General features: G+C 65.5%; 24 protein-coding genes, 2 tRNA genes and 1 pseudogene. 8 read left to right on the top strand and 19 right to left on the bottom strand.

Annotated elements, in window-relative coordinates:
- Nucleotides 1-6 precede the first annotated feature (6 nt).
- Nucleotides 7-597, bottom strand: a complete 591-nt coding sequence (locus tag PKE75_RS03535) for an SCO family protein (protein ID WP_271167320.1) — start codon at nt 595-597, stop codon at nt 7-9.
- Nucleotides 598-790: 193 nt separating this feature from the next.
- Here PKE75_RS03535 and PKE75_RS03530 point away from each other — a divergent pair.
- Nucleotides 791-864, top strand: a tRNA-Gly gene (locus tag PKE75_RS03530).
- Nucleotides 865-1,174: 310 nt separating this feature from the next.
- On the opposite strand, the gene PKE75_RS03525 is transcribed toward PKE75_RS03530, so the two are convergent.
- Nucleotides 1,175-2,209 carry a sensor histidine kinase gene (locus PKE75_RS03525; RefSeq protein WP_271167319.1) on the bottom strand — a complete coding sequence of 345 codons (1,035 nt, stop codon included), beginning with the start codon at nt 2,207-2,209 and terminating at the stop codon, nt 1,175-1,177.
- Nucleotides 2,210-2,364: 155 nt separating this feature from the next.
- Here PKE75_RS03525 and PKE75_RS03520 point away from each other — a divergent pair, with 155 nt between their 5' ends.
- Nucleotides 2,365-2,814 (top strand): HD domain-containing protein, encoded by a 450-nt coding sequence (locus tag PKE75_RS03520; protein ID WP_271167318.1) that lies wholly within the window; start codon nt 2,365-2,367, stop codon nt 2,812-2,814.
- A gap of 109 nt (nt 2,815-2,923) precedes the next feature.
- On the top strand, nt 2,924-3,262 hold the full coding sequence (locus PKE75_RS03515) for a type 2 periplasmic-binding domain-containing protein (protein WP_271167317.1): 339 nt from the start codon (nt 2,924-2,926) through the stop codon (nt 3,260-3,262).
- 76 nt (nt 3,263-3,338) lie between these two features.
- Here the strand turns inward: PKE75_RS03515 and PKE75_RS03510 are convergent, their stop codons facing one another.
- Nucleotides 3,339-4,955: a CYTH and CHAD domain-containing protein gene (locus PKE75_RS03510; RefSeq protein ID WP_271167316.1), complete on the bottom strand. Its 1,617-nt coding sequence runs from the start codon at nt 4,953-4,955 to the stop codon at nt 3,339-3,341.
- Nucleotides 4,956-5,174: 219 nt separating this feature from the next.
- The gene (locus PKE75_RS03505) at nt 5,175-6,542 is read right to left on the bottom strand and encodes a malonyl-CoA decarboxylase (protein WP_271167315.1); all 1,368 of its coding nucleotides are present in this window, start codon (nt 6,540-6,542) and stop codon (nt 5,175-5,177) included.
- A gap of 219 nt (nt 6,543-6,761) precedes the next feature.
- Here PKE75_RS03505 and PKE75_RS03500 point away from each other — a divergent pair, with 219 nt between their 5' ends.
- Nucleotides 6,762-7,913 carry a 2OG-Fe(II) oxygenase gene (locus tag PKE75_RS03500; RefSeq protein ID WP_271167314.1) on the top strand — a complete coding sequence of 384 codons (1,152 nt, stop codon included), beginning with the start codon at nt 6,762-6,764 and terminating at the stop codon, nt 7,911-7,913.
- Between the two features lie 9 nt (nt 7,914-7,922).
- On the opposite strand, the gene rnhA is transcribed toward PKE75_RS03500, so the two are convergent.
- The 3 genes from rnhA to ispH all read right to left on the bottom strand — a co-directional run bounded on the left by rnhA (nt 7,923) and on the right by ispH (nt 10,432).
- A complete protein-coding gene (rnhA, locus tag PKE75_RS03495; RefSeq protein WP_428979099.1) occupies nt 7,923-8,420 on the bottom strand; it encodes a ribonuclease HI in 498 nt (165 codons plus the stop codon).
- Complete coding sequence (locus PKE75_RS03490; protein WP_271167313.1) at nt 8,417-9,385, bottom strand: homoserine kinase; 969 nt, start codon at nt 9,383-9,385, stop codon at nt 8,417-8,419. The genes rnhA and PKE75_RS03490 overlap by 4 nt, the downstream gene beginning before the upstream one ends.
- An 84-nt stretch (nt 9,386-9,469) precedes the next feature.
- Nucleotides 9,470-10,432, bottom strand: coding sequence for a 4-hydroxy-3-methylbut-2-enyl diphosphate reductase (gene ispH / locus PKE75_RS03485; RefSeq protein ID WP_271167312.1), 963 nt, complete (start codon nt 10,430-10,432; stop codon nt 9,470-9,472).
- Nucleotides 10,433-10,620: 188 nt separating this feature from the next.
- Between ispH and PKE75_RS03480 the strand changes: the two genes are divergently transcribed.
- Both PKE75_RS03480 and PKE75_RS03475 read left to right on the top strand, forming a co-directional pair.
- The gene (locus PKE75_RS03480) at nt 10,621-11,271 is read left to right on the top strand and encodes a hypothetical protein (protein ID WP_271167311.1); all 651 of its coding nucleotides are present in this window, start codon (nt 10,621-10,623) and stop codon (nt 11,269-11,271) included.
- 95 nt (nt 11,272-11,366) lie between these two features.
- A tRNA-Met gene (locus tag PKE75_RS03475) sits at nt 11,367-11,443 on the top strand.
- 60 nt (nt 11,444-11,503) lie between these two features.
- Here PKE75_RS03475 and PKE75_RS03470 read toward each other — a convergent pair.
- The 7 genes from PKE75_RS03470 to PKE75_RS03440 all read right to left on the bottom strand — a co-directional run bounded on the left by PKE75_RS03470 (nt 11,504) and on the right by PKE75_RS03440 (nt 17,293).
- Complete coding sequence (locus tag PKE75_RS03470) at nt 11,504-12,544, bottom strand: tyrosine-type recombinase/integrase (RefSeq protein ID WP_271167310.1); 1,041 nt, start codon at nt 12,542-12,544, stop codon at nt 11,504-11,506.
- 179 nt (nt 12,545-12,723) lie between these two features.
- Nucleotides 12,724-13,053, bottom strand: a complete 330-nt coding sequence (locus PKE75_RS03465) for a DUF2190 family protein (RefSeq protein WP_271167309.1) — start codon at nt 13,051-13,053, stop codon at nt 12,724-12,726.
- Nucleotides 13,050-13,274 carry a phage head-tail joining protein gene (locus PKE75_RS03460; RefSeq protein WP_271167308.1) on the bottom strand — a complete coding sequence of 75 codons (225 nt, stop codon included), beginning with the start codon at nt 13,272-13,274 and terminating at the stop codon, nt 13,050-13,052. Before PKE75_RS03460 ends, PKE75_RS03465 begins: the two co-directional genes overlap by 4 nt.
- Nucleotides 13,274-15,049 (bottom strand): prohead protease/major capsid protein fusion protein, encoded by a 1,776-nt coding sequence (locus PKE75_RS03455; RefSeq protein WP_271167307.1) that lies wholly within the window; start codon nt 15,047-15,049, stop codon nt 13,274-13,276. The genes PKE75_RS03460 and PKE75_RS03455 overlap by 1 nt, the downstream gene beginning before the upstream one ends.
- Before the next feature lie 47 nt (nt 15,050-15,096).
- Nucleotides 15,097-15,330 (bottom strand): hypothetical protein, encoded by a 234-nt coding sequence (locus PKE75_RS03450; protein WP_271167306.1) that lies wholly within the window; start codon nt 15,328-15,330, stop codon nt 15,097-15,099.
- A complete protein-coding gene (locus PKE75_RS03445) occupies nt 15,327-16,694 on the bottom strand; it encodes a phage portal protein (protein WP_271167305.1) in 1,368 nt (455 codons plus the stop codon). Before PKE75_RS03445 ends, PKE75_RS03450 begins: the two co-directional genes overlap by 4 nt.
- Nucleotides 16,694-17,293 carry a hypothetical protein gene (locus tag PKE75_RS03440; RefSeq protein ID WP_271167304.1) on the bottom strand — a complete coding sequence of 200 codons (600 nt, stop codon included), beginning with the start codon at nt 17,291-17,293 and terminating at the stop codon, nt 16,694-16,696. The genes PKE75_RS03445 and PKE75_RS03440 overlap by 1 nt, the downstream gene beginning before the upstream one ends.
- An 865-nt stretch (nt 17,294-18,158) precedes the next feature.
- On the opposite strand from PKE75_RS03440, the gene PKE75_RS03435 reads away from it, so the two are divergent.
- Nucleotides 18,159-18,764, top strand: coding sequence for a hypothetical protein (locus PKE75_RS03435; protein ID WP_271167303.1), 606 nt, complete (start codon nt 18,159-18,161; stop codon nt 18,762-18,764).
- Here the strand turns inward: PKE75_RS03435 and PKE75_RS03430 are convergent.
- The 4 genes from PKE75_RS03430 to PKE75_RS03415 form a co-directional block, all read right to left on the bottom strand.
- Nucleotides 18,718-20,502 carry a phage terminase large subunit family protein gene (locus PKE75_RS03430; protein WP_271167302.1) on the bottom strand — a complete coding sequence of 595 codons (1,785 nt, stop codon included), beginning with the start codon at nt 20,500-20,502 and terminating at the stop codon, nt 18,718-18,720. The genes PKE75_RS03435 and PKE75_RS03430 overlap by 47 nt on opposite strands.
- Entirely contained in the window at nt 20,492-20,992 is a 501-nt protein-coding gene (locus tag PKE75_RS03425) for a hypothetical protein (RefSeq protein WP_271167301.1), read from the bottom strand. Before PKE75_RS03425 ends, PKE75_RS03430 begins: the two co-directional genes overlap by 11 nt.
- Before the next feature lie 418 nt (nt 20,993-21,410).
- Nucleotides 21,411-23,438: a DUF5906 domain-containing protein gene (locus PKE75_RS03420; protein WP_271167300.1), complete on the bottom strand. Its 2,028-nt coding sequence runs from the start codon at nt 23,436-23,438 to the stop codon at nt 21,411-21,413.
- A 1,034-nt stretch (nt 23,439-24,472) separates the two neighbouring features.
- Nucleotides 24,473-24,658 carry a hypothetical protein gene (locus tag PKE75_RS03415; protein WP_271167299.1) on the bottom strand — a complete coding sequence of 62 codons (186 nt, stop codon included), beginning with the start codon at nt 24,656-24,658 and terminating at the stop codon, nt 24,473-24,475.
- Between the two features lie 85 nt (nt 24,659-24,743).
- On the opposite strand from PKE75_RS03415, the gene PKE75_RS03410 reads away from it, so the two are divergent.
- A complete protein-coding gene (locus tag PKE75_RS03410) occupies nt 24,744-25,163 on the top strand; it encodes a hypothetical protein (RefSeq protein ID WP_271167298.1) in 420 nt (139 codons plus the stop codon).
- A 223-nt stretch (nt 25,164-25,386) separates the two neighbouring features.
- On the opposite strand, the pseudogene PKE75_RS03405 reads toward PKE75_RS03410, so the two are convergent.
- Nucleotides 25,387-25,880, bottom strand: a pseudogene (locus PKE75_RS03405) (hypothetical protein); the annotation flags it as partial.

Here is a 25,880-nt window from a genome sequence, read left to right as displayed (position 1 = left end):
GACCGTTCAGGTGTAAGAGCGGACTTCCTCGGCGACTTCCTGGGGAGGACGCTTGAGGTTGAGCGGGGCGACGAACGCGCCGTTCTTGTCCATCAGATAGACCACCGCGGTGTGATCCATCGTGTAGTCGCCACCCTCAAGCGGCTGCTTTTTGGCGTAGACCTTGTATGCCTTCACCATCGCGTCGACCTGCTCCTGCGTGCCTGTCAGGCCGTGGATCAGCGGCGAGAAGGCGGAGAGATAGGCCTTCATGGCCTCTGGCGTGTCGCGACCCGGATCGACGGTCACGAACAGCGCGCCGGCTTTCGAAGCGTCCGGCCCCATCGCGTCGAGAACCTGGGTGATGTCGAACAGCGCCGTTGGGCAGATGTCGGGACAGTGCGTGAACCCGAAGAAGACGATATGCGGCTTGCCCTTGAGCGCCGCTTCCGTGACGGTCGCGCCGTCCTGATCGACAAGAGTGAAAGGCCCCCCGACGCTCGACGCCTGCGTGGCCGTCTGACCGGCGCCCTGAAGCTGAAAGAGGGCGGCGGCGAGTCCGGCGGCGCCGAGAACGAAAACGAAGGCGCCTGCGATGAAGGCCGTGCGGGAGGACATCGGGGAACTCCGTCTGGAACGCGACGCTTGCGACACTCTCCCGGCCGCGGCCGGCCACCGGGAGAGGCGCCTTCCTACGCCTGTCGCATCGTGGCGTCGACATCGACCTTGCCGCATCCCATCACGACCACGCGCACAGAGAGCCGACCCCGTCTTGTCCCCCGCCCCACGCCCGCTTATGCTCCCGCCCGCCGCGGGCGTAGTTCAATGGTAGAACGGCAGCTTCCCAAGCTGCACACACGGGTTCGATTCCCGTCGCCCGCTCCACGTTTTTCCCCTTAGAATTGAACGATTTTCCGGGTTCTGTGTCCTTCCGTTCGTCGGAGCGCAGCGGAACGGAAGGTATCAAACGAAGCGGTTTGGCGCGGAGCGGCGCAGAAACTCCGATGAAGTCCCAACGAGCGGTCGGGGAATGTGCCTGATCGGCGATCCCGGCGATCGGGTCGCCTTGAATAGCCACAACGCGACCTGCGCCGGCGTGCAGGCCGGCGGAGGTCGCGGGCTGACGTATCGGCGCATCACGCCTGCATCCCAGATGATGGTTCGCCGCCTGTGCGAACCGGAATTCCAGCCCGCTTCAGGCCGCGTTGGGCATCCGGGAGGTAAATGTCGCGCGGGTGATCGCCACGCTTGTGCCTGCATCGGTCGATGTGAGCGCGACTTGCGCATCGAGTTGCTGGGCTAGGGCCTTGATGATGAGAGAGCCAAGGCCGGAACCGGGTTCCGGCGGTGCGTTTGTCTCGATCTTGCCCCTCCCGTTGTCGGAAACGACAAGCTTCCAGTCCGTATCCTGGACCTCATAGCTGACGAGGATGCGGGCATCCAGTCTGGGGCTTGGAAAGGCGTATTTGATCGCGTTTATCACCAATTCGGTGACGATGAGGCCGAGACTGACGGCGTTCGCGGAAGGAATGGAACTCCGGTCGGCGGTAACGTCGATGGTCACCGGATTGCTATCCAGCACCATCGATTTGGCGAGCCCTTCACAGAGCTTCCTGAGATAGGCGGCGACCTCGATCTGATCGATCCCGTCGGTGAGGTGAAGATAGTTCTGAACCGCCGCCACGGACATTACTCGTTGATGGGCGTCCTCGAGATGATGGCGGGTCTCCTCTGAGGTTACAGCTCGAGCCTTGAGCATCAATATGCTCGCGATAATCTGAAGGCTGTTTGCGACCCTGTGCTGCATTTCCTGGAAGAGCACACGCTGTTGCTCCAGCAGCTTCTCGGTATGCTCCAGCAGGGCTTGCTTTTCCGCTTCGGCCTTTCTCGCCTCAGTGACGTCTCGGAACGCTAGCAAAGTGTTCGAACGATCGGACCCCTCATAACGCACTGTTCTGGCGCTCAGCAGCATGATCCGCCGACCGAGAGGTGGAACGTCGCGCTCGAATTCAAAATCCGCGATGGCTCTGTGCTGAGGAACGGCCAGTTCGAGAAACCCGCGCAACACGGGGATATCCCACTGCCGTTCATCAAGGTCGTAGAGCATGATCCCGAGCGAACGCGCGGGATCGATATCAAAGATCTTGTAGAAGGCGTCGTTAGCGGCGATCAGGCAGAGCGCGTCGTCCAAAACGACGAACGGCTCGGGAATGGTCTCGACGATAGCCATCGCGAGCGTCTGAGCGTCTTCGGGGGCCTCGTATTGCCTCATGACAGTTGGGGCCTTCAGCGAGACACGGCTCGGACCTTCGCCCAGCGATCATGTGAACGGCGACGTCACGCTATACCCTGCCCAGCGGCTCGTCGAATGAAATGGGATCAGCCATGGGTTCGACCAACGTGGTGTGGGGGAGCGGAATGAGCACGATCGACAGAGCGATCGAGATCGCGACCGAGGCGCACGCCGGCCAGACTGACAAGGCCGGCGAGCCTTACATCCTGCATCCGCTGAGGGTGGCGGCCTGTCTGCCGGAAGGCGACGCCCGCATCGTGGGCGTCCTGCACGACGTCATCGAGAACACGCCCTGGACGATCGAACAGCTTCGCGCAGAGGGCTTCTCTGAAGTGGCGCTTGCCGGGGTGGACGCGGTCACCCGTCGGGATGGCGAAAGCTATCGCGACTTCATCGTCCGCGCAGGCCACGACCCGATCGGGCGCGAGGTCATGATCGCCGACCTTGCCGACAACATGGACCTGTCGCGGCTGCCGGAGGTCACCGAGCGGGATAAGCGGCGGCTCGTGAAATATCGCGGCGCCCTCGCGCTGCTCACTTAGGGCCGCTTAGCCGCAACGCGAGCACGCCAGCGGCCCGCTGGCGCTTCGTCCGCTGTCGCGGCGGGGATCGTCGCGAACGTCCGCGCCTACAACCTCTATGATGAATGCAGTGAGCCGCATCCGCCGTCGCGCATCATCGACGCCGTGGCCTCGCGAGGTCGACGTCGCTGTGGTTTGGGATCCGCTCGCCGGCTATTTCGCGTCCCGCGAGACGCCGCCCCTCGTCATCATCAAGGTAACGCCGGCCTTCGATGGCGCGCGGCTGCCGATGGCGTTCAGCATCACCATGGGCGTGCGGCGCGACGTCAACACCGCCTTCGCCGACGAAATCGAGCCGCCTTGCGCCGCAACCGTCCACAGTCGACGCAATTCCCGCGGACTATGCGATCCTCCGGCTCGACGGACAGAATTCCGCGGAGGTCCAGCCATGACGCGGCGATGCGCCTGATCGGCGCTGATTCTGCCTTGCCTTGAGGTCATCTCCTATTCCGTTCGGCGCTCTCGTCGTTCTCGTGGCCGCGGCCTCACGTCCAGAACGGCTTCGCCTTGTTCAGCTTGGCGCGGCGGATCCTCGCCTTCTCGACGACCTCCGCCGTGCGGCTCTCGGCGCGACCGGCGAGCATGCCCGCGGCGAAGGCCGACGGGCCGTCGCGAGCGGCGCCCGCATCCTGGGCGATGCCATAGGTCAGCGTCTGCGCGGTCGCGATGTCATTCAGTTCGCCAAGCTGGTCCTGCAGCCCGACAAGACGCTTCATGAACCGCTCGTACCGCTTGCCGCTGCGGCCGCCATCATAGAGCGCGCCGAAGAACTCGCCGGCGTATCGCAGCTTCTTGGCCTCAAGGCGCGCCTCGTGCCGCTTCTCCGGCGCGAGTTTCACAAGCCCACGGGACCGCTTCAGCAGCCGGCGGAGCCGCCGGTCGAGCACCTCGACGGCGAAGCGCTCGATTTTCGTCTCCCGCGCGGCGGCGGTCTGCGGATCGGCGCGCCAGCGGCCGACCGCCGCCCATTCCGTAAGGTCGAGCATCAGGTCGAGCGCCCGGCGCGATTGCAGAGCGTCGAGCGCGTCGCCATAGGCTTTGGCGCGGCTCGCTAGCAGCCGCTCGGGCAGCGCTGAGGCGGCCTCGTCGGAGGTCTCGGCGACGGTCGCCTGCTTCTCGATCAGCACATCGAGATCGCGCGCGGCGCCGAGCGCGCCAGCGAGCCATTTCAGTTCGCTCACAAGGACAGGCGCCCGGTAGTCGGCGATCGCCGGCCTGAAGATGGCGAAGCCCGACCGCAGCCGCCTCAGCGCGACCCGCGCCTGATGGATCGCGGACCTCGTCGGCTGCGTCAGCAGCAGGTCCTCGTTCCGGCGGAACTGCGTGACGCAGTCCGCGGCTACCGCCAGGAACGCCTGCTCCACCGTCATGCCGCGCCGGATCGGGGATCCCTGGGCCTTGAAGGCGCGAGGCTCGCCATTCTCCAGCAGCGCATAGCCGCGGCTCGACTTCGCCTGAACGCTCACCCGCAGAGGCGCGACGTCGAGGAGCTCCCGCGCGACGCCGAACAGCTCGGCCGCGGCGCCTGCGCGCAGCTCAAGTTCCAGCTCGCAGAATTCGACTCGATGCTCGCCCGCTTCGATCGACGCCGTGTCGAGCGCAATCTCGATTGTGCTCTCGCCGTGCGCGATGTCGAAGACGGTGCGTTTGACCGTGGTCGCGAAGACGGCCGCGAGCTGATCGGCCGACGGCGGCGCGTTGATCAACCGGCCGAGCGCCTCGCTCTCCTCATCGGTGAAGGTGGGCGCGTCGCCGGTCGCGCGGCGTTCGATCTCCAGCCGGTCGAACAGGCCGAAACCCCCTTCGCCGTGCTTCAGCGTCTGGGTGCGCTTGCGCCCCTGCCGTCGGATGCGGAGCGTGACGCCCGCCTTGTGAAGATCTTGCTGCTCGGTGTCGAAGTAACCGCTGACGAGGGAGACGGCGCGGCGTCGCGACGCGTTCTCCTGCCCAGCCAACCGCTCGCCCACCGCCTTGAGCGCGGCGGCCGAAAGATCGAGCTTCAGCTCCAATTCGCGGCTGTCCGCGACCGGATTTCCGGCCGGCGCCGGGGCCGGGCTCTCCTCGGGTCCGCCGGCGAGGGCGTGGTCATGTTTCGCCGCCATGATGAGCCGTCGTCTCCCTAGGTCGTGCGCGGACGCCGGCTAGCCGACGCCGCATGAACGCCGTGTGGAAAGCGATATGGACGCCGGCAAATGTCACAAACAAGCCGTCGCCCACGCGGGCGCCGGGCAGCGAGGGTTTTGTGATGCAGCGAGCGCGTTTGTCGCAGCGACGCTCAACACCGCTGGAGCCACCAGGCCGCTTGCAGGCCTGCGGGCCTGCTACCGCGCCGGCGTGGCGTCCGCCGTCACGGGTCGGCCGCGGGGCGCGAGCCTGCGGACCGACGACGATGCGACCACCTCGCCGCGCGCGAAGAACGCCTCGTGGTTCGCTTCGATCTCGTCGAGTTCGTAGAGGTAGTTGACCATCATCCCGTGCGCCTGACGCCCGGCGCGCGCCGAGCGATCGGCAAGGAAGTTAACGCGTTCGAGCCGCGCTCCATTGCCGAGATGGAAGCGTGCGACGGGATCGGCCACCCCGCCACGCGGATTGCGCGCGTTGAGCAGATAGGACGCGCATGCGCGCGTCAGCACTGGCTTCAGCCGCTCGACCTTGGCCTCGTCGTCCACCCAGCCGCGGTCGTCCGCTTCGGCGAGCAAAGCGCGATCCTCGGCGCTCAGGGTCGGGGATCCGTCGCCCTGGGTCTCACGGGCGAGCCAGGCGGCGAAGCCGGGTACGGGCGACAGCGTGACGAAGGTGGAAAGTTCCGGCAGATCCCGCCTCAGATCCTCGACCACCTGCTTGATCAGGAAGTTGCCGAACGACACACCGCGCAGGCCGTGCTGGCAGTTCGAGATCGAATAAAACACCGCGGCGTTCGCCTCCTCAGCGCGGATCGGCGCCCGGGCGGGGTCGAGCACCTCCTCGACGGTCGCGGGCATCGTGGTCGTCAACGCGACCTCGACGAAGATCAGCGGCTCGTCGATCAGTCGAGGATGGAAGAATGCGAAACACCGCCGGTCGGTCGGCTCCACGCGACGGCGAAGCTCGTCCCAGTCGCGGATCTCGTGCACCGCCTCATAGCGGATGATCTTCTCTAGCACGTTCGCTGGAGTCGCCCAGTCGATCGGCCGCAGCACCAGGAAACCGCGGTTGAACCACGACGTGAAGAGATGCGCGAAATCGTCGTCGACCACGCCGAGCGCCGGCGCGTCGGCCTTCATCCGCAGAAGCGCCTCGCGCATCCGGACGAGCGTCGACATGCCCTCGGGCGCAAGGTTGAGACGGCGCAGAAGCTCAAGCCGGCGCGACTCCGACGCTCCATGCAGCGCCTGCGCCGTCGGTGGGGAAGGCGCCGCCTGGTAGGCCGCGATCGCCTGTCCCAGCGCCACCTCGTCCGGCCCGTATTGCTCCAGCAGCATCGTCATAAAGTCACGCCGCTCTTCTTCGCTCGCTCGCGTCCAGCGATCGAGCACAGCCTTCGCGAGCGCGATGCCCGACGCCTCGCCTCGGCTCGACAGCAGCGTGTCGCAGAGCGTGCGCATGTCCTGTGGACGCGCGCCGCCATCGCCCCCGCCGAGCGCGAGCAGCCGCCGGCCGCGTTCCGCGATGGTCTGGAGCAGATCGCCGAAAAAGCTCGCTTCGCTCATTCACGGTCTTCCCGCCCGAGGCGCCACCCGCGCAAGTATCGCGCGCCGACCCCGGGAATCTTGTGACGGACGCCGGCGACGCGAACGCGGGCCGACGCTCCGATTCTAAACCCTGCACGCTGCGGCGTAAGGAGAAAGCCTGACTTTCCTCGCATCGTGATCGGGCACATTGTGTCGCGGGCGCAAGGCCGCGCCCGCCGGGAACCACGATCGACGCGCATGGCCGAGCCAGCCTCCTTCGTTCATATCGCCCGCGGCGATCCGGCGCCCTGGTTCAGCCAGCGCGCCACCGGCAACCCACGTTACGCCTTCGACACGGCGGCGGGGCGCTACCTCGTGCTGTGCTTTTACGCCTCTTCCGCCGAACCGCAGGCGAAGGCGAGGCTCGAAGCGGTGGCCGCGAACCGGCGGTTGTTCGACGACCAGCGCGCGTGCTTCTTCGGCGTCACGCTCGATCCGCGCGACGAGACCGAGGGGCGGGTGCAGATGATGCTGCCTGGAGTCCGCCATTTCTTCGATACGGACGGCAAGGTCAGCCGGCTCTACGGAGCGATCGCGCGCGATTCTGCGCCCGATCGAGGGCCGATACAGGCGCGGCGCTTCTGGCTGGTGCTCGACCCGACAATGCGCGTGCTCGCCAACGTGCCCTTCGCGCCCGACGGCTCGGACATGAAGACTGTGTTCGAGCTGATCGAGCATCTGCCGGAGCCCGGCCGCTTCGCGGGAATCGAGCTGCAGGCGCCCGTGCTGTTCCTTCCGAACGTGTTCGAGCCCGAACTCTGCCGGCGCCTCATCGACCTCTACGAGGCGACCGGCGGCGTCGAATCCGGCTTCATGCGCCAGATTGACGGCAAGACGGTCGGGGTCCACGACCACGCCCACAAGCGCCGGCGTGACGTCGAGATCGAGGACAAGGAGCTGATCCGTCAGATCCAGATCCGCTTCCGCCGCCGCGTCGCGCCCGAGATCATGAAGGCGCATGCTTTCAACGCCACGCGGATGGAGCGCTACATCGTCGGCTGCTACTCGGCCGACGATGGCGGCCATTTCCGCGCCCATCGCGACAACACGACGTCCGGCACCGCGCATCGCCGCTTCGCGGTGTCGATCAACCTGAACGGCGACTTCAACGGCGGCGAGGTCAGCTTTCCGGAGTTCGGGCCGCGCTCCTTCAAGCCGCCGCCCGGCGGCGCCGTGGTGTTCTCGTGCTCGTTCCTGCACGCGGTGTCGAAGGTGACGAGCGGCGTGCGCTACGCCTTCCTCCCCTTCCTCTACGATGACGCGGCGGCGGCGGTCCGGGAGGCGAACCGTGCGACGCTTGCCGCCGTCAGCGTGTCGGAGGAAGGGGTCGGCGCGGCGTCGGTGGCCTGAACACTCACCTCAGCCGCCCTTCGCCTTGGCGAAGGGCTTCATGCCCTCGCGCGCGAGTTCGTCCGCGCGCTCGTTCTCGACGTGGCCTGCGTGACCCTTCACCCAGCGCCACTCGACCGTCTGGACCTTCAGCGCGTCGTCGAGCCGCATCCACAGATCCTGGTTCTTGACCTGCTTCTTGTCGGCGGTCTTCCAGCCGTTGCGCTTCCAACCGCCAAGCCACTTCATCACGCCGTCGCGCAGATACTGACTGTCGGTATGAACCACGACCACGCACGGCCGCTTCAGGGATTCGAGCGCGGTGATCGCGGCCGTCAGCTCCATCCGGTTGTTGGTGGTGAGCGCCTCGCCGCCGCAGATTTCCTTCTCCGCGTCGCCGAAGCGCAGGATTGCGCCCCAGCCGCCCGGGCCCGGATTTCCGGAGCACGCGCCGTCGGTGAAGATCTCGACCGCGCCGGGCGTCGTCGGCACGCCTTCGGGCGCCGCGCGCGGGGGCGTCCCGCTCAAGGCCGCCAGCCGAAGGCTGTGGCGTCGTTCGCCTGCTGATGGAAGCGTAGCTTCTTGAGGTATTCGAGCGGGTCGAGCTTCTTCACCAGCGCGCCCGCCGGCGTGTCGAGCCAGTCGACCAGCCGCGTCAGCAGGAAGCGGATCGCGGCGCCACGCGCGAGCGTGGGCAGCGCCGCCACCTCGTCCGGCTCGAGCGGCCGGGTCGCGTGATAGGCCGACAGCAGCGCGCGCCCCTTGGTGACGTTGAAAGACTGGTCCGGCTCGAAGCACCAGGCGTTCAGGCAGATCGCGACGTCGTAGGCGAAGGCGTCGTCGCAGGCGAAGTAGAAGTCGATCAGTCCCGACAGCCGGTCGCCGAGGAAAAACACGTTGTTGGGGAACAGGTCCGCATGGATCACGCCCTTCGGCAGGTCGAGCCGCGCAAAGGTCGCCTCAAGATGATCGAGTTCGGCCGCGACGATCGCATCGAGCTCCGGCGATACCGCTTGGCTGCGGCCCTTCGCGGCCTCCGCCATCGGCCGCCAGCCGGAGACAGAAAGCGCGTTTGGCCGCCTCAGCGCAAAGCCCTTGCCGGTCTCATGGAGCTCGGCGAGCGCCCGGCCGAGCTCCGCGCAGTGCCGAGCAGTCGGACGCCGCACAGACACGCCGTCGAGAAAGGTGACGAGCGCCGCCGGCCGGCCGCACAGCATTCGGAGCGCCTCGCCGTCGCGCCCGGCGACCGGCTGCGGACAGGTCAGGCCCTTCGCCGAGAGGTGCTCGAGCAGGCCGAGGAAGAATGGCAGGTCGTCGCGGTTCACCCGTTTCTCGTAGAGCGTCAGGATGAAGCGCGCCTTGGTGGTCGCGAGCAGATAGTTCGAGTTCTCGACGCCCTCGGCGATCCCCTTGAAAGAGACGACCTCGCCGATGTCGTATGCCTTCACGAAGGCTGCGAGTTCGTCGTCCGGAACTTCGGTGTAGACGGCCATTCGGGACGGACTCTGGGGCGCGAGCGATGGCGCCCCTCCTACGAACTCCCGCCCGCCCCTGCAATGGCGACGCGGCTGGGGGCGTCACTCGGCCGCCGGCCGAAGCTCCCGCGGCAGCGGGAAGAACACGTTCTCGTCCGCGGTCGACACCGTCTCGACCTCGACCTCGTAGCGTTCGGCGAAGGCGTCGATGATCTCGTCGACCAGCACCTCGGGCGCCGAGGCGCCCGCCGTCACTCCGAGGGTGCGGATGCCAGTGAACGCCGCCCAGTCGATGTCGACCGCGCGTGCGACGAGTTGGGCCACCGGGCAGCCCGCCCGTTCCGCGACCTCGCGCAGCCGCTGCGAGTTCGACGAGTTCGCCGCCCCCACCACGATCAGCGCGTCGCATTGGGGCGCCACCCGCTTCACCGCTTCCTGGCGGTTGGTGGTGGCGTAGCAGATGTCTTCCTTGTGCGGGCTGACCACGGCCGGGAAGCGCCGCTTCAGCGCGACGACGACCGCCGCCGTGTCGTCAACCGACAGCGTGGTCTGCGTGACATAGGCGAGCTCGCGGTCGGGTGAAATCTCAAGACGCTCGACGTCCGCCTCGGTCTCCACCAGCAGCACGGCGCCGTCCGGCAGCTGCCCCATCGTGCCGACGACCTCGGGGTGGCCGGCGTGGCCGATCAGCACGACGAGTCGCCCGCGGCGGAAATGGACCTCCGCCTCGCGATGCACCTTGGTGACCAGCGGACAGGTCGCGTCGATCGCGATCAGGTTCCTGGCGCGCGCCGCCTCGGGCACCGACTTCGCGACGCCGTGGGCGGAGAACACCACCGGCGCGTCGCCGTCCGGCGCCTCGTCGAGGTCCTCGACGAACACCGCGCCCTTGCGCTTCAGCGCGTCGACCACATAGCGATTGTGCACGATCTCGTGACGCACATAGACCGGCGGCCCGAAGCGCGCGAGCGCGGCCTCGACCACGTCGATCGCCCGCACCACCCCGGCGCAGAAGCCACGCGGCGCGCAGAGCAGGATGCGGAGTGGCGGCTTCGGAGCGGTCATCGAGCTCGGGGGATCGCGTTGCAGTCTCGGCGGCGGCGCGTGCGGCCGATGACGGCGGCCAGACGCCGAGATGGGGCGGCGGGGAGCGGGGTGTCAAGTCGCGGCGCCGCCTTCCCAAGCCCGGAAACCGGTTGCTATAACTCGCGCGCCGCCCATCGCGGAGCGGCCGAGGCCCGGGGATTTTGCGTATGCGTGGCGTCCACCCGATCCTGCCGAAGGCGATGCGCGTGCCAGTGGCCGCGGCGTTCATGGGCCTTCTCACAGCCTGCAGCACGGTCGGCGGCGACCAGGGCGCAGATGCGGGCGGCCCCCGGCAATCCGACTCGCTTGCGACCAAGCTGTTGCTTGGCAACGCCAACCCGCCGCCCGTCACCCCGCCGGTCGACCTCGCGATCAAGCGCGAATGCCCTCCGATCGACATCCTGACGGGCGCGGCCGCCTATCCGGTCTACGACGCCGCCGGCTCGACGGACCCGTTCCAGCTGCGCTACCAGGCGACGCTCGCCGACACCGCGCGGGAGTGTTCGAATCTCGGAGTCGAGGCGGGACTGCGGGTCGGCGTCGTCGGCCGCCTGATCCTTGGACCTAAGGGCGCACCGGGAACCTACCGCGTGCCGCTGCGCATCGCGGTCGTCGACGAGGCGGACAAGCCGGTCTATTCGCAGAGCCATCTGGTCGACGTGACGGTGCCCGCCGGCCAGGGCATGGCCGACTTCACGCATATCGAGGACAACATCGTGGTGCCGATCCCGGACAACCGGTTCCGAGGCTGGCGCATCCTCGTCGGCTATGACCCGTCCGGCGCGTCCGCGGCGAAGACGGCGCGTCCCAAGCGCTGAGGACCTCGGTCCATCCCGGACCGGCGCTGCTTGACACCGTCTCCGCCGCTTTCTTATATCCGCCCGCGCCGCGCCCGCCGATGTCGGGCCGCCGGGGCGGAGTAGCTCAGCTGGTTAGAGCAGCGGAATCATAATCCGCGTGTCGGGGGTTCGAGTCCCTCCTCCGCTACCAATTGATTTTATTACGCTTTTTCGGTCTCTCGACTTTAACTCTCGACGGTTAGTTGGGCGTTCAGTTGGGAGTTTTCGTTCCGGCTTCGTGCGCCTCGCGCTTACGGATAGCCGAGACGCCAAGGCCGGAATCACGCCGCAGATAGTGCGCGTCGAGGATCGCCCCGACATCTTTCAGGCTATGGCCGGTGATCGTCGCGATCTCCGCTTCCGAGCAATCCGCGAGGGCAAGTCGGGTCACGGCCGTGCCGCGAAGGTCGTGGAACGTCACCCCAACGACCCCAGCCTTTTTCACGGCGGTGCGCCATGACGCCCGAAAGCCGGACTCTGTCCACGCCGTTCCTGCTTCAGTCGTGAGGATCGTGACGGCACGCTTCTTCGTGGCGTCGAGCAGGATTTTTAGGGACGCGCCAATCGGGACGGACACGCGGGCTCCGGTCTTGCCCTGCTTCAGGCGGATGCGTTGGCCGTCATAGGCCGACCACGGCAGCCGCAAGAGGTCGCCTTGCCGCTGTCCGGTCCACAGCGCGAGCATGAAGGCGAGCCGCAGGTGAGCCGGCGCTTTCGCCATGAATGCCGCCTCGTCGTCGGCCGTCCAAACGTTCTCGACACGCTTTGACCGATAGACCTTGCCGGCGCGCTCGCACGGATTGGACAGAACGAGTCCGCGGTCGAACGACCATGCGAGAATGAGCGCGAGCACCGCATAGGCGTAGTCAGCTTGCCGACGCGACGATTTCGCCAGCCGGTCGCGCCACGCCATGAACTCCCCGCGCGTGCGGCGGTCCGCAAGCGCGGCGAGTGGGAAGTCTGAGAACTCGGCTTCGATGCGCTTGATCTGGCGCACGTAGTCCTTCTTGGACCGTTCGCCGAGCCCATCGAAGTTCGACGATGACTGATAGTCGCGTAGTACCTTCAGCAAGACTCCATCTGGAGCCGCCGTGCGCTTGGCGACCGCCTCGTTGTACGCCGCAACGAATTCTGCCGACCCGGGCTTCCCCGGCAGCGCCGGTCCACCCTTCCATGCGTAGTGGTAAGTCACGGTCCGCCCATCGGCGAGCCGCTTCGTAACCTTGTTAAGACCCTTCAGCCGCACGCGCATCGCGCTTCGCCTTCCACTCATCGAGCGGGCTCGCGGGAACCTTCTCGGCTTGACTGTGAACGATAATGCGCCCGTCCGGCGCGATCTCAATCCCACCCACGTCAAGACCCGATGCGCGAGCAGCTTTCACGGCTCTCACGACGTCGGCTTGTCTGAACATGGGCGGGCGACGGGACACGTCAGAAGGCGCCGTTGAGGCGGACAGCGACCGAGGCCGCGCCTGAGACCGACGCCGACACGGCCACGCCGATCTTGGCATTGCTGCCGACCGTCGATGTGGCGAGCTTGGACGTGTTGTTCCAGTAGACGGCCGCGCCGACGGCGAAGGCGTCCGCGCCAACCTTGGCGAGGTTGAAGACGCCCTTCGTCACGAGGTCGACTTCGCCATCTTGAGCCGCGTCTTCGGCCGCGATGCCGAAGATCAGGCCGACGAGAGCGCCGTCGCCGCCCTTCAGGGCGTAGGGGGCAGGAAGGGTCAGATTGACCCCGGCCTGAACGTAATTCTTCATCGGTCGAGTCCTTTCGAGGTCTGGAAGGTGAAGGCGTTGGGCCGCGGCCCCGCGAGGGCGGCGATCTCAGCGTCGGCAGCCGCGATGGCGCGAGCCATCTCGGAATCCGACTTGTAGGTGACGGCCTCACCGTTGGAGTCGCGGTACTCGCGGACCCCTTGGAGACGGGCTTGCATCAGCCCGTCCCGCCATTGGCGAAGCTGCTCGGCGGTCGCGGGCATTAGCTGACGCCTGAGCTGCGGACGGCGCCGCGCCAGTCGATCGCGCCCGCGCCGAAGTCCTCGAAGACGCGGAATTCGCGGCTCAAGACGTCCCAGCCCTCCCGTTCGGAGAGCTGCGGCCCCGGGGCGCTTGCGAGGTAGGAGTATTCGAGGACTGGGAGCTGTGCCGGATCGGCGAAGACGTACCAAGAAACGTCCGTGATCCGCGGCTCGACGAGCAGCGTGAGCTTGCCGGAGAAGGGGTTCACGCCGTCCGTCGTAGTGGCCGAGAGCGCCGCCAAGACCTGCTCGGCGAGCGTCTCCAGCTTCGGCCCGACGACGAGATACTTCGGCGTCGCCGCGATCCGTGTCTTGCCGTCAACGCCGGTCTGGAGGCGCAACGCGAGGCGGGCCGCGGACAGAGCGTCGATCGACAAAGCAGGACTCGACAGGGTGGCGGAAGTAACTGTGTTGCCGTGGTCCGCGTGGAAGAGCCTCTTCCCGTCGCTCATGGTCGGCCCCGCGCCCGAGCTCTGCGAGAGCAGCCCGTAGAGCAGGTTCGCCTCGGTCGTCGCGGCGGCCTGCCCGGCGGCGCGGGACCAGTCATTGAACGCACCGAGATCGTCGTTCACGAGCGCCTTGCGGCTGATCGAGAAGATTGCGCCATAAGTATCGATCGCGTAGCTCTCGGCCGTCTCCGCACGCGAAGTCGCCTTGATCTCGCCCGCCTCGCTCACACGCTGGAGAGCGCCCAGTTCGCCCAGGCGTATCGTCGAGCCCGAGCGGAAGTCGACCCGGCTGCCCTGCCGACTGATCGACTTGAGGACGCTCTGCGCGGCCTGATACGACGCCAGCAAGCTTCGCCGGCCCGCGCCCGTAAGGAGGTTCGGGAAATCCGTCGTCGTGTGCATGGCCGCACGGAACAGCTCGTCGGGGCTCATCCCCGTCGTCGAGACGCCGCGGAGGGTCAGGGCCTCACGGGCGAAGTCCCGGAGGCTATGGCCGACGAACGGCCGGGCGGCTTCGGCGCGGGCCGCGTCAATCGGCAGCGCTCCCGTCGTGCGGACGGCGAGAGCGTCTTCCATGGCGCGGAAGCGGACCTCGCCGTCGGCGACAGGGGCCGCGGTGCGGATTGCCGGCGTGCGCCGGGTCCGCGCCTGCATCGCCTCGAACGCGGCGGCGCGCGCTTCCGTGACGGTCGCCTCATTGTCGATCTGCTCATCGGCCCATGTCGTCGGCAGGCCCGCCGTCCGGGCGATCCCGCGGATGGCGGCTCGGGTTTCGACGATCGTCGGCTCAGCGGCCGCCGCGTCGATCACGTCAGTCTCGTCGTCCATTGCCCCGCTCCTTTTGCGTGCGTTGGGATCAGCCCCGATCGACACGACCGAGACCTCAAAAATTTCCCAGTCCTTTGCAGTGCGGACACGCGGGGCAGCGTTCGTGTCTTCCCAACGAGAGACGCGGTATCCAACCGAAAAGGAATTGAGAGTGCCGTCGCGAAAGCGATCCACGATGGGCTGGACGTCCGGCGCCGTGCTGAAGCGGATGTCGGCGAGGATGACGTCACCCTCGCGCCGGAAGTTGAAGGCGCGGCCGATCGTGGCCGCAGCCCGACCTTGATTGTGGGAGTCCAGCAAAGGCACGTCGATCGGCAGGCGAGCGCCGGCCACGTCGAGCACTTCGTTGAACCCGCTACGCGCATCGCGCCGACCGACGGGCGAACCGCTCGCCACGACGGCCGTGATCACCATGGCCTCGCTGTCGAAGCTGCCCTTCGTGGCGGCTCTACGGGTCATTACCTCGGGTTCGGGCTCGCGCCGATGCCCTGCGCTTAGCGTGATCATCAGGCGGTCCCCTGCGCTTCGACGACCCGAATAATCTGGCCGTCGATCTCCAGATCGAGATACGGGAGCCGCAACACGTCGAAGAGGCCGGCGAGGACCAGCTTCGCCGGGGCGTGCTTCATGGCGCGCACCAGGCGGCGCGGCGGGTTGCCGTGCCCCTTCATGAGGAGGATCGCGGCAGCCTTGAATTTGGCGGGGTCAATCTCGCGAAAATCGCGGACGGTCGCGGTCACGGCTTTGGCTCCTTCTCGGGGTCGGACTTGTCTTCGTTCGGAGTGACCGCGGCGGCCCCAAAGCTCAGCCCCAGAGCCTCTTCACGCGCCCGGTCGGCGACGATCTCGGCGTCCAGTTCCTCCACGCTCCAGCCGCGCTCCGCGACCTTCTGACGGCGCGAGGCGAGGCCGGCGGTGATCTCCGCCGTATCCGCTTCGAGGGCCTTCTGCGGGTCGACCTGCTGCCATGCCGGCGGGAGCCACTCAGCGCGTGCGTCGTGATCTCCGAACAGCAACTGGACGCGATCCCAGACGGGCCGGAGAAGCTGCGGCGCGAGCACGTGATATTGAATCTGCTCGACCCGCTGCCGGAACGGGATCAGGCCCGCCCGAAGGCTGCTGTAGTTCGCGCCGGAGAGGTCGCCGTCGAGCATGTGCGACGGCAGGCCAAGGCCCGCTGCGAGGCCGCGGAGCGAGTGTTTGACGAACTCGGCCGTCTGCTGCGTCTGAGGCGGCGTGTTGAACTTCATGTCGAAGCCGTTGGGCAGCCGTCGGACGGTGCCGGGCTCCAGAGAGACGTTCGTCAGGTCGCCGTCGAACGGCTCGCCAGCAACATTCAAGTCGACCAGAAACGCGGCATGCATCGCCGCGACCTTGGCCCCGACCAGAAGGGCGTCCGTGAGCTGGTCCAATTCGCTCGCGGGCAGGATCACGGGGGCGAGCCAGCTAATGCCGCGCACCTGTCCGGCCGCGAGCGGGGCGAAGATATGAAGGACGTCGGCCGCGTCGACCCGCACAGGCGCGGCGTAGGTCATGAATTGCTGCGTCGGGTTTTGGGGCGTCACGTAGTAGGCGACGCGCCGGCCGGCGGCGTCGAACTCCACGCCTTGGACGATGGCGCGGCCGTCGCCGAGATCGCGCGTCAACGTCTCGTCGACCTGTTCGGGAGGCAGAACCCGGACACGGAAGCCGCCGTCGTCATCCGCCCGGAGATGAACGAACGCTTCGCCGTCCTCGACGAGGTGGCGCGCAATCGCTGCTTGAAGGCCGAAGAAATCTGATCGACCGTCCGCGTCCGCGTCGAGGCTCCAGCGATCGAAGGTCGCGACCGCGTCCGGGCTGGGGCTCGTCGGACGGATGCCGCTGCCGACGAGCGCGGCCGTCCAGTTGGCGACGCCGTTCGCAAGCCAAGAGTTATTCCGAGCGAGGTATCTAGCGCGGCCGCGGACCGTTGCCGCCGCGCCGCCGATCTCAGGATTGATCGACCCGAACGAACCAATGCCTCCCGCACGCCGGCCGCCCGTCGCACCGTCGAAACGGCGGACGCTGCCCGGTGCGGCCGGGCGGATCATGTCGGCAACGAAGGCGCGGGCGCGGTCGAGCATCAGTGGGCCTGACGACGAGCGGTGATGCGGTCGAGGATGTCGATCAGGTCGATCGAGACGACGGCGCGGGAGTCATACCCGTCGGTTGGGACGTGCCAGAACGTTCCTTCGTTCCGGCGGGTCGAGTAGAGCCGGGCTGCATAGCGAATGGGGCCGCTGGCCTGCGGCGCAAGCGAATGGAGCTGAAGGCCGAACGAGCGCTCGCCTTGCTCGTGGCGGGCGATGACCTCGCCGAGTGGGGACACCCCCGGTCCGCCGAGAGCCTCGAAGTCCTCCGCCGTCCACGTGGTTGCGGCAAGGACGACAGCCCGAACGGCCTCGGCGTTCTTGATCCCTAGCTCGCAAAGCCTGAGCAGGATCGCCGCCAGCACGACGCCGCCGAGATCGAAGAGCCATGCGCCTTTGACGCCGGATTCCCGAGCGGCGGGGGTCAGGTGGCCCTCTTTCCTGTGATGGGCGAGTCGGTCTCGGAGAAGCGAAAGGTCATCGCCCGGCCGAGCGGTCAAAGCGGCCACGACCCCGAGGGGGAGGAGCGACGGGTCTCGCTCCTGAACTTCGGGCACGTAAAACAGTCCGCCGTAGTGCTCGACTTCGCTCACGGGAGGGCCCTCCTAGTTGACTTTCGCCAATCTATGAGGAGCCACGCTCCGTCGCAATAAGATTCAAATAACAAACACTACGCGGTAAAAATCATCTTGCCGTAAACATTATCTCACAATGCCTTGTCAGATGTCCTGCCTAGAAAATCTTGGGTTTTTGGTAACAAAGTTTCAAAGTAACGATCGTTCGTTTGATAAGAAATATTTTTTGGCGATTTTTACCCATCTAAACGCCTGTCGGATTCGTTGGCGTATCTCGCCCGCTGTTTGGGCGCTCTCCCCTGAGGCGTCCGCCCGATCAGCCGACCCGCAGGTCTTGGTCTCTCAGTCCTCTCCTGAGGCCCAAGCTGATCGTGACGGGTCCATCTCACCGTTTCGGCTGTGTGGAACGTCACTTGGGCTTCTTAGCGGCTAGGCTTCGCCGAGCGTTCAACTTATGCTCGTAGCTTCGCAGCCAAAGCACGACAAAACATGCCTCTCGATTTTCAGATTGCAGAAGACGATCTCGGGGGCTTTACGGCACCCGCACGGGAGCACTTGAAAAAGGCTGTCGAACAATACGCCGTCGATTTGATCAAAGAGGCAAATCGAATCGAAGCAACCCGAAACAGCACCGATGGCACAACTGAAATTACCCAAGGCATGGTCAATGACGCCGTGTCATCACAAAAACAAACTTTTGGCTCCCCCAAAATAACGATATGGCCCAAGATACTAAATGCTGTGTCTTCAGCTTTATCGTTCATAGTAGGAATGCTTTACGATCCCTCTAGTCTCACAAATCAAGTCAATATGCTCATATTCCTAGGCCTTGCCGCCCTTACTATTATAGTAACAACTATATCAATAATGAGGGGCTCCTAAGATGGCCGACGAAATCAAAAGCTCCGTCGAGAATATAAAAAGCATTGAGTCGGATTCTGTATTATCTCGCTCAAGGCGCGATTACATGTTCAATACTACAATGTACATTTATCAAGTATTTGGATTGACCGTTGCCATAGGATCGATTTTATATTTTCTTTTTGACTTCTATAAACTTGAAATTTCTTTCAGACAGCAGTTGATATTATTTACCGGAGCCAGTGGGCTGTTTTTCGCTGTCTTAGCAGCCGCCGTTGTCCGGTATAAGAAATCGAGAGACGATTTTGAAATCCAAGAGCGTCTTGCCGCAGGTTATACGCTGGAGCTGATCGATGCTTGGAACGCATTCGAGGAAGTTGCGAAACAGATATTAACCCAAGACGGAGAGAAATTTAATAGACTTTCGATTAGATCCGTTATCGATCGTCTTCATCGGGAAGACATATTGAACAACTATGATCTTTCGACTATTCAGGAAGCACTCGAAGTCAGAAATATAATAGTGCATGGGTCAGTTAGGATACCAGCGGAGAAGGCGCGGCAATACACGTCAAAGATACTCAATATCGTATCGAAAATTTCGAATTTGAGAGCCAAGCGCTTTTGATTACTGTCAGTCGTTCGGCCGGCATAGCCTCGCTCGAAAGCTCATTTTCCCGACGCCCTGGGTCCACCCCTACCATCTGGCGAGCAGCGAACGCATAGACCAGACAATCGAGAGCCTCCGATCGACGTCCGGGAATGCGCTCAAAGGCGCGGAAGGGCTGCCCTCGGGTGTACCGGACGACGCGCTTCTCCGAGGCGAGTTGCTCAAACCACGTCGCCGACAAGCCGGCCGAGAACCGGATCGACGTGCCCGACTGAAGGCGGTTCACGATCTGCGATTTGATCGCATCCACGCCCACGAGGACCAGCCGGAGCGCTCGCGCCTTGGAGACCTCCGCCATTGGCCGGGCGAAGCCGGGGACGCCCTTGCCGGCGAACACGCGCCGTGAGGTCCGCGGACGACAGAACGCGTAGACGGCGTCCGTATGGCCGCCGGAGCCGGAGTCGACGATCGCGGCGTCGACCCGAAGGAGCCCGCCGTTCGGATGCTTCCACGTGCGCCGGAGATGGTCATCGACCTCGCGCCATGTTTCCTCGTCGAGCGGGGAGCCCCAGACGACGCCATGACCGAGTGCGAGCGCCGCGCCGTCCTTGGTCCAGCCGACAGTCGTGATCTCGATCCGGTCGTCCTGCACGTCAACGCCAGCGGTCACGACGAGTACTTCCGGCGGAAGCTCGTCGAGACCAAAACCCTCCGCGCGACCCGCAAGGGCGCCTTCGTCCAGCTCTTCGCCGTCGTCGCGCCATGCCTCGCCCAGCACGGTGTTGACGAATGTCTGGAGCGTCTGAGGACTCTTCTTCGCCTCCAGAAATTCGCCCGCGAGACGACCCCAGCTCGCGTTCGGCAGGAGGCTCACGAGCGCCGAGACCCGGTAGCCGTGATGCCCCTTCACATGGGACGCCGTGGGCCGCCAGCGGCCGCCGGAGACGAACGTAGCCTTGTCGGCGTCTTCGACGACGCCACCGCACCCCGGACAGCTCCAGAAGGCCCGACCGGGCGCGTCGTCGGGCCAGCGGATGTCCTTCCAGCGCAGCTCGTGGCGCTCGCCGCAGGCGGGACAGGCGCACTCATACACGCGACGGTCGGACCGTTCATAGGCGCGAACGATCCGCGACGTCTGCTCGTGAACGGGCGTCGAACCCATGATTATTTTGCGGTTGCTGAAGGTCGTCGTGCGCCGCTCGGCGAGCGCGACAGGATCGCCTTCGCCGCGGACGTCGACTTCGAATGCGTCGACCTCGTCGAGGAACAGCACGCGAGCCGTATGGCCACGGAGGTTTCGAGGAGCCCGCGCGGAGACCAGCTTGAGCGAGCCGCCCGGGAAGCGCCGACTGAAAAGCGTGTCGCGATCTGAGGCGGTCGACGACAGCGCGGCCCTAAGCGCCGGCGACTCCGCGAAAGTCGGCTCGACATTGCCGACCATAAGATCGCGACAGTCCTGTTCGGCAGGCAGGACGACGAGGATTGGGCCGGGATCGTTCGCCACGAAGTTGCCGAGCGCCGCCACGCCGAGCTGCGTGTATCCGATACGCGCCGACTTCAGGATCGAGACCCGCTCGACGTCCCGCGCACCCATACTCCGGGCGATTTCGACCTGATGCGGCCACAGCCGCATTCGTCCGGGATGAGCTGCGAGGCTCGACGGCAGAAAGACGTTCGCGCTGACCCAGTCGGCTAGGTCGATCCTCGGCGGAGGCCGTAGCGCCTTCAGAGCGTCGCGTCGAAGATCAGCCAGCATCAGCGAGACCCTCCAGCGCTTCTCTGATCTCCCGGTCAAGCAACTCGATCGCGTGGCGATCGATACCCTGGACTCGGCTCGGGATCGCCAGCATCGCGGCGCGAACGTCCGCGAGGATGGTCGACCAAGCGGCGGCGACGTCGGCTGCGGAGACCAACTCGCCGGCGGCGACTGCATTCGCTGTTTCGATCTTTTCGGCTTGGGCCGCCGCAGCACGCGTCTTCGCGTCCCGATAAGCTTTGTCGACGTTGCCCCGCCCGGTCGCGCCAGCGCGGAGGAAATCACAATAGGCCCGGACAGAAGCGCGCTTGTCGAAACGCCCGACGCCGATCCGGAGGATCACTCCGTCGCTGGCGAGCTGTTCAATACGTCGACCCGTGACGCCGACGAGATCGCCGACGGCCGCCGCGTTGACGACCTCGATGGAGGGAGGGTCGTCGTCGTCGCCGAGAATGCTGGCGATGCGCGAGGTAAAAGCCGCTTTACTCATAACGACCGGCCTCCCGCGAAATCGCAGTAAAAACGTTTTCACCGAGTGATAGATCGCGGCTCAGCGCGCCCCGCGGCGTGGCGGCGCCCGGAGGGACCCGTCGTCCGGGCAAGACGCTTTTGCCCGATACCGGCATCCGGGCCATCTGGCCCAGCCCGTGGGCCAACTGAGCATCCTTGGCAGACCGTTGACCTTCTTGGGGTGGTCCAACTGGTCCAGCTGGTCCGGGCAGGTTCGTACCCCGTGTATGCGCGCATGCGCGTGGGCGTGCGCCTGCATGCGCATGTGCGTATGAGTTGATATTCAGTTGGACCGGTTGGACCAGTTGGACCATAGCTAGTAAATCCCTGAGAATGCTTGACAATTACTGGTCCAACTGAAGCTCTGTTTTCAGGGTGCAGCCGGACCAGTTGGACCGCTAAGCCCCCCAATCGACCGGCATCGTGATCCACGCCTCAAATTCTTCGCGGCATCGGTCGAGTATCGGCACAACATAGAGACGGAGACGCGCTCCGCGCTCCGAACGCGGGCGGATCGTCTGGACGCTCGGCAGCACCTGATTGAGTTTTTGACCGAACTGCGTGGCGTTGATCGCTGCGCCCTGAAACCGTTGGTCTCGAATGAAAGCGTCGTAGCTGTCCCGAAGCGCGTCACGCGGAACTTCGACCTCGCCGCTTTCCCAAGCGGCACGGTCTCCGGGCAAGACACCTTCATGAAGGATGTCGAACCACCAGCGGTCGAAACCCTGAAGCGAGGCGACCTTCTGGTCCCGCAGCGCCGCCGTCTGGGGCACGTCGCGCGGTTCGAAATCCGTAAGGTCGACGCCCAGCAAGTAGTTGAGGAAGGCCGCCGGCCCGTCGCCTTCGATCTCCGCGTAAAGCGCCGAAAAATACTTACGATCACCAATCCGGAAATCTGAGACGTCGAAGATCGCATATCGCCTCTCGTCGGCCGACGCTGGCACAGCCCAGTCTTCGTTCGTCGTCATGATGAGCCGCAGGAAAGAATCGACGACGATCGGGTCGATTCCCTTCCGCTCCAGCGTCATCGTCGGCGATGTGATCAACGCTTGAAGCGCTCCCTTTTTGGCCCGATCGCCTGCCCAAAACGCTTCTTCGACGTGGCCCACGATCGCGGTCGCAAATCCCGCATTGAAGCGGCTCGTGAGGCGCTCCGGGTTGTCGACGTGGGCGACGTGCCGCTGCCCGACGATCCGACGCACGACCTCCGCGAGCGTGTCCTTGCCCGCGCCCTTCCCGCCCTTCAGCACCAACGCCACGCCCGGTTTCTCAGCGGGTCGCTGGACTAGGTGCGCAAGCCATCCGATCACGTAGCCGAACTGCTTCGGCTTGCCGTCACAAACCACTTCGCGGACGTGCTCGACGATCCGCTCACATGTCGCGCCCGCCTCCGGCGCGACCGCCCAGCCCGTCCAGAGATTGAGGGCGGCCGGCGGCGCATGGCCGGACGGGTCGAAGACGATGCCCCGATACTGCCGCCTGTCAGGGTCGCGCATCCAATGCTTCGACGCGGGCTCCCGCGCCCGGCCGCCCGGTTCGAGGACGAGGTCGTTTTCGTGCCAGCGGTGGAGGTCGTCGACACTTCCGAGGTCGAACGACCCGTCGGGCTTCGACTCGGCGACGAGGGTCCGACCGCCCAGCCGGACCGCCGCGAAGCTCTTGTTCAGTCGCGCAGTCACAGGGTCGATCGCGACGTCGGAGGGCGGCATCGACTCCAGAGCGCGCTTCTTCGCCGGGTTGCGCCAGCCATGGTCGGAAGCGAGTCTCAGCACCTCCCAGCCAGTCACCGTCGCGCCGCCATTGCGACCGAAGGAGCCCCATCGGCGATCAAGGTCGTCCGCGTCGTACTTGGTCGACCGCTCCGACCATTCATGGGCCAGCGTCCGCCCCTCGTCCGAAGCGGCGCTTTCGTGGTGCACCGCCATTGCGATCTTGAGCCAGACGTCGAAGGAGGCGTCGTCGTTCGGGATCGCGCGGACGGCGTCGGCGAACTCGTCGAAAGGCAGATAGGTCCGATCACCTGCTACGCCCGCCGTGGCGCTCGACCCCCCGCTGGAGCGCCCCGGGCGGCCGATCGCCCCGGCGTCGAGGTCGTCGGCCTCGTCGAGGTAGCGGCGGCCCTTAACCAGCCGGACGCCGACGTCGGGCTTCCCCTCCACGTTGCCGGCGTAATAGGCCTGAGACAGCGTGAAGGACGCCGGGTCGAAGACGCCTCCGAAGAGGCCGTGTAAGCGGGCCATGGGGCGGTCGCGCTCGCCCGGCTCCAACTCTCGGGAGAACGGCGCCAGCACTCGCCACTTCGGCCGCTCCAGCGTACTGCCCGGCGTCTCATAGACGAGCGCGGTTATCCCGGCCTCCGTCAGCCGGTCGACTGCCTCAAGGGCCGAGAGCACGCCGTCGTCGTAATCGGCCTCGACGCCGGTCACTTCGACGACGTTCGCGTTGTGCCTCAGGCACCGCCGCTCGGTGCGGATGTCGCCGAAAACAGCAAGCTTAAACCACGGCAGGCCACTCTTTTCGGCCGCGCATGCTTCACGGATCGAAGTGCCCAACTCGCGTAGCGAGAGATTCAGATCAGTCTTGCTAGCCGCCGCCCGATCCGGGAACTGAGTGAGCCGCAGTTTGCGGTCCAGCGGATCGCCCGCGCCGAGGATACTGGCGGCGCGATCGCTTGAGTTTCGAACAGGTTCACTGTAATTTTGAAGCATCGTCGGGGTCCTTTCCCGCGGTATTCGCGCGGGCTGCAATCCCGCGTGGCAACGTCGATAGCGGTCGTTCCGAGGGGCAATCGGAGCGACCGTTTTCGTGCCGGGGGAGGACCAGTTTTAGTTGGCAGAACGCCGGTAAGGTACTGATGCAACACGATGCCTTTACTCCGTAGTTGGAGAAAAAGCGCAACAAAATCGGTAGCTTAACGTGGAATCATAATCCGCGTGTCGGGGGTTCGAGTCCCTCCTCCGCTACCACCGACCCCCCCGACACTTTGCGCGTAGGGAACAGGTCGTGATCAAGCAGCGCGCCGAGGCGTCCTTACACGTTCGCCACGACCTTCTCGCCGGCGACAGATGGGCTGAATCGTCACCGTCTCGACCAGTGAGCGGAAGGCGGCGATCGCGCAGCCTGTCGCTGTCGGCGAAGGTGCGGTTGAGGCTTTCCGAGAGTGCCGTGATGTCCCGCCGGTAGCTCTCGATCGCGGCCGGATGCACCCGACGACCTTTTCCACCGCGCCGGCGTCCGCCAGCTCGCCCTCGAGGCGGTCGCGCTCGGCCGTCGGCGCGTCCCTCGCGACGGACGGCATGGCCGGGCCGAAGACCCGCGCCGCAATCCACGGCCGGCTTGAGGCGCTCGAGGCGGCGCCAGTCGTTGCCCCGCCAGCCCGGTCAATGACGAATTCACCTTGCGCCTGACGAAGCTCGAGGCGCGCGTCGCAGCGATCGAGGCGGCGGCCTGACGTCGAAGATCAGGCCTCGCCCCAATCGTCCTCCTCGATCTCGTCGTCAGGCGAATGGTCGTGGCGGCTTTCCTTCCTGGCCTCTTCGCTGTGCGCGGCTGCGGCCTTGTCCCCACCGCCGACTTCGACCCCGGCCTTTTCGTCCGGCTTCGAAATGGACGTCCCGTATGGCGGCTTCGTCTTCTCGTCGCTCATCGCTTCGATCTCCTCGCGTCTGAACTGACGTCGGGCGGCGGCGGGCGCCGTACAGCCCTCCTTTCGAACTACTGGAGCACCTCCCATGAACCTGCTCGTCCGGGCCGGCGTCTGCTGCCTGCTCGCGCTTTCGCTCGCCTCCTACGCGCTCGACGTCTCGTCCGCCGTGGCGCCGGGTCCGTTCGTCGGCGACCTCTGGGCCGAGATGCGGCCTCAGGCGATCACCGCCATTGACGGGATCGGGCTCGGCCTCCTCTCGATCCTCGGCGCATGGGTCGCGGCGCGGGCGGCGAGCGCCCTGAAGGCGATCAAGGACGAGAAGCTCGCGCTCTCGCTCTATCGGACCATGGAGACGGGTCTGAAGGTGATCTTCGCCCGCAAGCTCGACGCAGGGCTTCTGCCAGCCGCGATCGTGCAGGGAACTGTCGTTTCCGAAACGCTTGAGTTCACCAAGGCGAACAACCCCGAGTCTGTCGCCGGCCTCAAACAATCCGACGGCGCTTGATCGACAAGATCGTGGCGCGGATCCCGGAGGCCAAAGCGGCAGTCGTCGAGGCGGCACCGGCGCGCTCTGGACCGCCGGCATCGGCCCTATCAAGGAGGCGAACGACAAGCAGACCGAGATCCTCGACCGGCTCTCCGAGAAGCTGGCGCTTGACAAGAAGCCCTGACCGTTCTCCCGCCCCGGCACTATGGCGCGCCTCGTCAGGGCTTTGCCCGGGCGCGCGCTACACCACCGTGAAATCCGCCTCCGTGATCGTGGCGTGGTTTTCGAACGTCGCGAACTGAACGGCCTGGACCGATCCCGTCCCATCTCTATCGAAGAACAGCGCGCCGGAATTTGCGTTGTAGATGATGCGGTCGGAGGCGTCGTGCGCGCCGGTCCCGATGTAAAACGCGTCGGATGATAATCCACCTGCCGACAGACCGGTGAATACTCCGTTTTCGAGCCGGATCGTGTCGTCGATCGCCTTGAAGTCGGCGACCACGTCGACATTGCTCGCGCTGAGCGCATTGGCGAACACGAATGTATCGCGGCCCGCGCCGCCCCCGATCCGGTCTGAGCCTTTGCCGCCGTCTATGACGTTATCGCCCGAGTTGCCGGCTATTATATTGCTCAGCGAGTTGCCGGTTCCGTTGACGTCTCCGTCGCCGGTCAGCCTCAACCGCTCGATATACTGGCCCGCCAACGAGTAGCTCACCGAACTGAGCACACGGTCGT

This window comes from Hansschlegelia plantiphila (genome assembly GCF_027922265.1).
Classification (GTDB): domain Bacteria; phylum Pseudomonadota; class Alphaproteobacteria; order Rhizobiales; family Methylopilaceae; genus Methylopila; species Methylopila plantiphila.
Note: the sequence above shows the minus strand (reverse complement) of the source record. Positions and strands in the feature narration are given on the sequence as shown.

Excerpts from the sequence above, each read along its gene's own strand:
- PKE75_RS03505 (WP_271167315.1), bottom strand. The coding sequence starts at position 6,542 with ATGAGCGAAGCGAGCTTTTTCGGCGATCTGCTCCAGACCATCGCGGAA.
- PKE75_RS03460 (WP_271167308.1), bottom strand. The coding sequence starts at position 13,274 with ATGCCCGCGACCGCCGAGCAGCTTCGCCAATGGCGGGACGGGCTGATG.
- PKE75_RS03490 (WP_271167313.1), bottom strand. The coding sequence starts at position 9,385 with ATGGCCGTCTACACCGAAGTTCCGGACGACGAACTCGCAGCCTTCGTG.
- PKE75_RS03535 (WP_271167320.1), bottom strand. The coding sequence starts at position 597 with ATGTCCTCCCGCACGGCCTTCATCGCAGGCGCCTTCGTTTTCGTTCTC.
- PKE75_RS03435 (WP_271167303.1), top strand. The coding sequence starts at position 18,159 with ATGGCCGACGAAATCAAAAGCTCCGTCGAGAATATAAAAAGCATTGAG.
- ispH (WP_271167312.1), bottom strand. The coding sequence starts at position 10,432 with ATGACCGCTCCGAAGCCGCCACTCCGCATCCTGCTCTGCGCGCCGCGT.
- PKE75_RS03425 (WP_271167301.1), bottom strand. The coding sequence starts at position 20,992 with ATGAGTAAAGCGGCTTTTACCTCGCGCATCGCCAGCATTCTCGGCGAC.
- PKE75_RS03510 (WP_271167316.1), bottom strand. The coding sequence starts at position 4,955 with ATGGCGGCGAAACATGACCACGCCCTCGCCGGCGGACCCGAGGAGAGC.
- PKE75_RS03455 (WP_271167307.1), bottom strand. The coding sequence starts at position 15,049 with ATGACCCGTAGAGCCGCCACGAAGGGCAGCTTCGACAGCGAGGCCATG.
- PKE75_RS03445 (WP_271167305.1), bottom strand. The coding sequence starts at position 16,694 with ATGCTCGACCGCGCCCGCGCCTTCGTTGCCGACATGATCCGCCCGGCC.
- PKE75_RS03480 (WP_271167311.1), top strand. The coding sequence starts at position 10,621 with ATGCGTGGCGTCCACCCGATCCTGCCGAAGGCGATGCGCGTGCCAGTG.
- PKE75_RS03470 (WP_271167310.1), bottom strand. The coding sequence starts at position 12,544 with ATGCGCGTGCGGCTGAAGGGTCTTAACAAGGTTACGAAGCGGCTCGCC.
- PKE75_RS03415 (WP_271167299.1), bottom strand. The coding sequence starts at position 24,658 with ATGAGCGACGAGAAGACGAAGCCGCCATACGGGACGTCCATTTCGAAG.
- PKE75_RS03465 (WP_271167309.1), bottom strand. The coding sequence starts at position 13,053 with ATGAAGAATTACGTTCAGGCCGGGGTCAATCTGACCCTTCCTGCCCCC.
- PKE75_RS03525 (WP_271167319.1), bottom strand. The coding sequence starts at position 2,209 with ATGGCTATCGTCGAGACCATTCCCGAGCCGTTCGTCGTTTTGGACGAC.
- PKE75_RS03520 (WP_271167318.1), top strand. The coding sequence starts at position 2,365 with ATGGGTTCGACCAACGTGGTGTGGGGGAGCGGAATGAGCACGATCGAC.
- PKE75_RS03500 (WP_271167314.1), top strand. The coding sequence starts at position 6,762 with ATGGCCGAGCCAGCCTCCTTCGTTCATATCGCCCGCGGCGATCCGGCG.
- PKE75_RS03410 (WP_271167298.1), top strand. The coding sequence starts at position 24,744 with ATGAACCTGCTCGTCCGGGCCGGCGTCTGCTGCCTGCTCGCGCTTTCG.
- PKE75_RS03430 (WP_271167302.1), bottom strand. The coding sequence starts at position 20,502 with ATGCTGGCTGATCTTCGACGCGACGCTCTGAAGGCGCTACGGCCTCCG.